The 4541-nt window shown below is 64.6% G+C and carries 6 protein-coding genes; 2 read left to right on the plus strand and 4 right to left on the minus strand.

The annotated features are described in order from the left end of the window. Positions 1-450 precede the first annotated feature (450 nt). Complete coding sequence (locus B6S44_RS24880; RefSeq protein WP_129159570.1) at positions 451-645, plus strand: DUF6494 family protein; 195 nt, start codon at positions 451-453, stop codon at positions 643-645. 37 nt (positions 646-682) lie between these two features. Here B6S44_RS24880 and B6S44_RS24885 read toward each other — a convergent pair whose 3' ends face one another. From B6S44_RS24885 to B6S44_RS24900, 4 genes are read right to left on the minus strand one after another with little or no spacing between them, the layout of a single operon-like run. Continuing rightward, a complete protein-coding gene (locus tag B6S44_RS24885; RefSeq protein ID WP_129159571.1) occupies positions 683-1345 on the minus strand; it encodes an MIP/aquaporin family protein in 663 nt (220 codons plus the stop codon). Between the two features lie 3 nt (positions 1346-1348). Next, on the minus strand, positions 1349-1798 hold the full coding sequence (gene arsC, locus B6S44_RS24890; RefSeq protein ID WP_248309747.1) for an arsenate reductase (glutaredoxin): 450 nt from the start codon (positions 1796-1798) through the stop codon (positions 1349-1351). Beyond that, positions 1795-2691, minus strand: coding sequence for an arsenate reductase/protein-tyrosine-phosphatase family protein (locus B6S44_RS24895; protein ID WP_248309748.1), 897 nt, complete (start codon positions 2689-2691; stop codon positions 1795-1797). Before B6S44_RS24895 ends, arsC begins: the two co-directional genes overlap by 4 nt. Then, positions 2688-3206 (minus strand): arsenate reductase ArsC, encoded by a 519-nt coding sequence (locus B6S44_RS24900; protein WP_129159572.1) that lies wholly within the window; start codon positions 3204-3206, stop codon positions 2688-2690. The genes B6S44_RS24895 and B6S44_RS24900 overlap by 4 nt, the downstream gene beginning before the upstream one ends. Before the next feature lie 133 nt (positions 3207-3339). Between B6S44_RS24900 and B6S44_RS24905 the strand changes: the two genes are divergently transcribed. Beyond that, on the plus strand, positions 3340-4541 hold a 1202-nt coding region (locus tag B6S44_RS24905; protein WP_248309749.1), incomplete at its 3' end, for an ArsJ-associated glyceraldehyde-3-phosphate dehydrogenase.

A 4541-nucleotide genomic window follows, 5' to 3' on the forward strand; every position in this document is an offset into this window, starting at 1 on the left:
CCCAGCAGCATCGGCGAGCACGTAGTCTACCGGCCCATCACGGGGAACACGATCCAGATCAGCACCGAGGTCGTCTTCCGCCGCGACTCCGAGGACCCCGCCGTTCTTAATTTTCTGAAGATGGTCCGGGTTGAGAAGCCGTGATGCGTGGGGCGAGCCATCGCCCGGCTCGCGAGAAAGTACCGCGCGCAACAGAGATTGCTTACCTTGCTCTCAGAGGTCGCGGCTCAAATAGGCGGTCGGCACGAACCCACCTCGGTTTACCCTCGGGCGAATTTGACCACACCCAACCGCACGAACTCGCCCGTTTGTGGCGCAGCAGCGGTAGCCCGAGAGCAGACGTTGTCAGAGTCCGGAAAGGGCCCCACCACGACACGTAGGCGTCTCACCGCGAATGTCTCAGTTGGGTCGGAATGAGGACTTCACCTCGCGACAATTTGGAGATCGATCATGGATGAAGACCGTTTCAACATGGCTGTCCGGAAATTCCTGAAGGAGGTCGGAGTGACCTCGCAGCGAGAGATCGAGCGCATTGTGCGAGAGGGTGCGATTCAAGGACGCAGCGTGCGCCTTCGTATGACGCTCACCTCAGAGGATGCGCCCTCGCTGCAGCATGTCGTCGAGACGGCAATCGACCTCCGCTGACCGTCTTCGACGTTGCCGTGAGGCCAGGAACGGGGGCCTAGTTCCGATTGAACGACAAGGCTCCCGCCACCGCCAGCCCCGCCAGCGCCCCAACGATCTGCGCCACCACGAACATCGGCACGTGCCCGATCGCGATGCCGGCGAAGCTCGTGGTGAAACCACGCGCGAGCGTCACCGCTGGATTGGCGAAGGAGGTTGAGGCGGTGAACCAATAGGTCGCGGTGATCGTCAATCCGACGATCAGCGGCACGCTGTCCGGCCGCGCCTTGAGCGAGCCGAGAATGGCGAGCACAAGGGTGAAGGTCGCGACCGCCTCGGCCAGCCAAAGCGACGGCCCCGTCCGAACCGTCGTGCCGATCACGAGCGGCGCCAGCCCAAACATTAGATGCGCGACGGCCGTGCCGGCAATGCCGCCGAGGCACTGCGCTAGCGTATAGGGCGCCAGCTCGCGCCAGGGCAGATCTCTCCTTAACGCGAAGACGAGGCTGACCGCGGGATTGAAATGCGCGCCCGAGACCGGCCCGAGGATCGTGATAAGCACGACCAGGATCGCGCCGGTCGGGATCGTGTTGCCAAGCAGCTGGATCGCGACGTCCTGCGACAGCTTGGTCGCCATGATGCCGGAACCGACGACGGTAGCGACGAGGATGCCAGTACCGAACGCTTCGGCCAGCAGGCGGGTGGAGAGCGATTGCTGCATATCTCAGGCTATGGCGATGCGCCGGCCCTGCGCGTCGATGACGGGTTCGCCGTCTTCCTTCGCGAACGAACCAAGCTGCGGCAACGGCAGGATGTCGAGCACGGCTTCCGAAGGCCGGCAGAGCGCTACACCCCAGGGCGTGATCACGATCGGCCGATTGATCAGGATGGGATGCGCGTCGATCGCCGCCCAGATCGCCTCGCCTCCGATTGTGGGGTCTCCGAGGCCGAGCTCGGCGAAAGGTGTGCCCTTCTCGCGCAGGATGGCGCGCAGCGGCAGATTCATACGCACGAGCAGGCGGGCCAGCAGTGCCCGGTTCGGCGGTGTCTTCAAGTACTCGACGACATGCGGTTCGACCCCGGCATTGCGGATCAGCGCGAGCGTGTTGCGCGAGGTGCCGCAATCGGGGTTGTGGTAGATGACGACGTCGGTCGTGTTCGGATCAATCGTCACGCAGCGTGCCCCAGCGCTTTATCCGTGGCGCCATCCATACGGCCGATCGCCGTGAGGACAGGCTCCAGCTCGCGCAGTGTCATCTCCTCGAATGGCAGGTTGATGAAGGCCGTGACTCGCGCGGTCAGGTCGCGATAGCTCTGCAGGAAGCCTGCCCGCTTGGCGGCCTGTGCACCGGAGAGCGACGCTGGATCGCCCAGCCCCCAATGAACTCGCATCGGCACACCCGGGAAAGTTGGGCAGGCGGTCTCGGCCGCGTCGTCGCAGACGGTGATGACGAGGTCCAGCTTGGGTGCGTCAGGGGCGAGAAACTCGTCCCACGACTTCGAGCGCATGGCGGAGATGTCATAGCCAAGCTCGTCAAGGAGCCCGAGCGCCAGTGAATGCGGCGCCTCCTGCGGACGGCTACCGGCCGACCAGGCCTCGATCCGCCCGAGCCCCTCGCGATTCAGCACCGCCTCCGCCATGATCGAGCGGGCGGAATTGCCGGTGCAGACCACGAGCACGCGCAAGGGCCGATTGCTGGCTGCGAACTCGCGCCGTGCCGGAACAGAAGGCGAGTCGGCAATGCACCTTTTGGGCGCCTGACTGCAGCACGCCTCCGAACGGAAACCGAGCAGGCTGTCAGCGCGATCAGGTCGCGCGGCGAAGATGATGTGGCGGCCTTCGCGGCGAGAGGCGAGCAGGCCCACCTGTTCGAGCGCGCCGAGATGCGTCGACAGCGTGTTGTGCGCGACGGCCAGCAAGCGGCCGATATCGCCTGCGGCAAGCCCGTGCGGCCGGTAGCGCATCAGCAAACGGAAGATCTCCAGCCGCGCCGGCTGTGCCAGTGCTCCCAGCAAGGCGACCGCATCCGCGGACTCAAGCCTCGATGCGTCAAGTTTCGGCGTCACGCCGCGTCTTCCCTTCTGCCTGTGTCCTTGCCGATGGCGTCCAGCCGATGCTGCAGCGCCATGCCCTGCAATGTCGCCAGAGGCAAGCTCGCAAAGATCGAGATGCGGTTGTTGAGCATCCGATAGGCATCGGCGAAAGCAAGCGCTTTCTGGACGTCCTCGCCCTCGAAAGCCGCGGGATCGGGCAAGGTCCAGAGAGCCGTGGTCGGATTGCCGGTCCATGCCGGGGGCGCCGCATTGGCAGCGGTCTCGGACAAGGTGAAGACGAAGTCGAGCTCCGGCGAGCCGGGTTGGGCGAACTCAGTCCAGTTCTTGGGGCGAAGGTCGCCAGTGTCATGGTTCAGTGAGGTCAGCAGCCGCAGGACGAAAGGGTTGATGTCGGGCTGCGGTTGGCTTCCGGCGCTGAAGACAGTGAACTTGCCGCCGGGAATCCGTCGCAAGATCGATTCCGCCATGACGGAACGCGCGTGATTACCCTTGCAGACGAAGAGAACCTTGAGCGGGGCCGTTTCCATGATCTGATCTCGTTATGTCGGTTAGCGTCGACGCGATTACTGACCAATCGATAAGTCGGAGTCAATCGACATATTGACATTTTAGTCTGACATAGGTGATGGACGAGCGTGATCGGCGCAGGGAGCGAACAGCATGAGAGTTGGCATCAACGGCATGGGGCGCATCGGGCGCCTGGCCTTGCGAGCTGCGCTGGGCGCCGCAGAGCGGCCAGATGACGATCCCCGGCGACATAATCGCCTCGAGGTTGTTCACCTGAACGAGATCAAAGGTGGCGCCATAGCGTCGGCTCACCTCCTGGAGTTCGACAGCATGCAGGGGCGCTGGCGCGCCCAGATCGGTCATGATGGCGATCGAGCCATTCAAATCGGCGAGCGCAAGCTGGGCTTCTCGTCCGAGGCTTCGCCTTCAGATCTCCCCTGGGGAGATCTGGGCGTCGATGTCGTTCTCGAATGCACCGGCAAGTTTCTGACCCCGGCAGTGCTGGAAGGGCATCTCAAGCGCGGCGCCAAGCGCGTCATCGTCGCCGCGCCGGTCAAGGATCCATCCGTCCTCAACGTCGTCGTCGGCATCAACGATCACCTCTACGATCCGGCGAAGCATCCGATCGTCACGGCGGCGTCCTGCACGACGAATTGCCTCGCCCCGGTGGTCAAGGTGGTCCACGAGAATCTTGGCATCCGGCACGGCCAGATCACCACGATCCACGACCCGACCAACACGAATGTCGTGGTCGACGCTCCACACAAGGACCTACGCCGGGCCCGCTCGGCGATGCTTTCGCTGCAGCCGACCACCACCGGGAGCGCCACGGCGATCGCGCTGATCTACCCGGAGCTTAAGGGCAAGCTCGACGGCCATGCCGTACGCGCGCCGGTGCTCAACGCCTCGCTGACGGATTGCGTCTTCGAGCTGCAGCGGCCGACTACGGCTGGCGAGGTCAACGAGCTCTTCAAGGCCGCGGTAAAGGGTCCGCTCGCCGGCATACTCGGCTACGAAGCCCGCCCGCTCGTCTCGGTCGACTATCAGCGCGATACGCGCTCCAGTATCGTCGATGGCCCCTCCACGCTCGTCACCGACGGCACCCTGCTGAAGGTCTACCCCTGGTACGACCACGAGATGGGCTATGCCTGCCGCATGGTCGATCTCGCCTGCACCCCCGCACCGTGCGGGATCGCACGTCGTGAACGAAGGCACGCGCCACTACGCCACCCTCCCGCCCACCAATCGGGGGATCCCCCCCACCCCCCACGCCCTCCCCCCCGACCCCGGTATCGATGCCGTGGTCACCGGCCCCCCGCCCGACCCCCATCCAGACCTGAACGAGCAGGCCCCCC

Source organism: Allobosea sp. Tri-44, from assembly GCF_004123845.1.
Lineage (GTDB): Bacteria > Pseudomonadota > Alphaproteobacteria > Rhizobiales > Beijerinckiaceae > Allobosea.

Excerpts from the sequence above, each read along its gene's own strand:
- B6S44_RS24880 (WP_129159570.1), top strand. The coding sequence starts at position 451 with ATGGATGAAGACCGTTTCAACATGGCTGTCCGGAAATTCCTGAAGGAG.
- B6S44_RS24900 (WP_129159572.1), bottom strand. The coding sequence starts at position 3,206 with ATGGAAACGGCCCCGCTCAAGGTTCTCTTCGTCTGCAAGGGTAATCAC.
- B6S44_RS24885 (WP_129159571.1), bottom strand. The coding sequence starts at position 1,345 with ATGCAGCAATCGCTCTCCACCCGCCTGCTGGCCGAAGCGTTCGGTACT.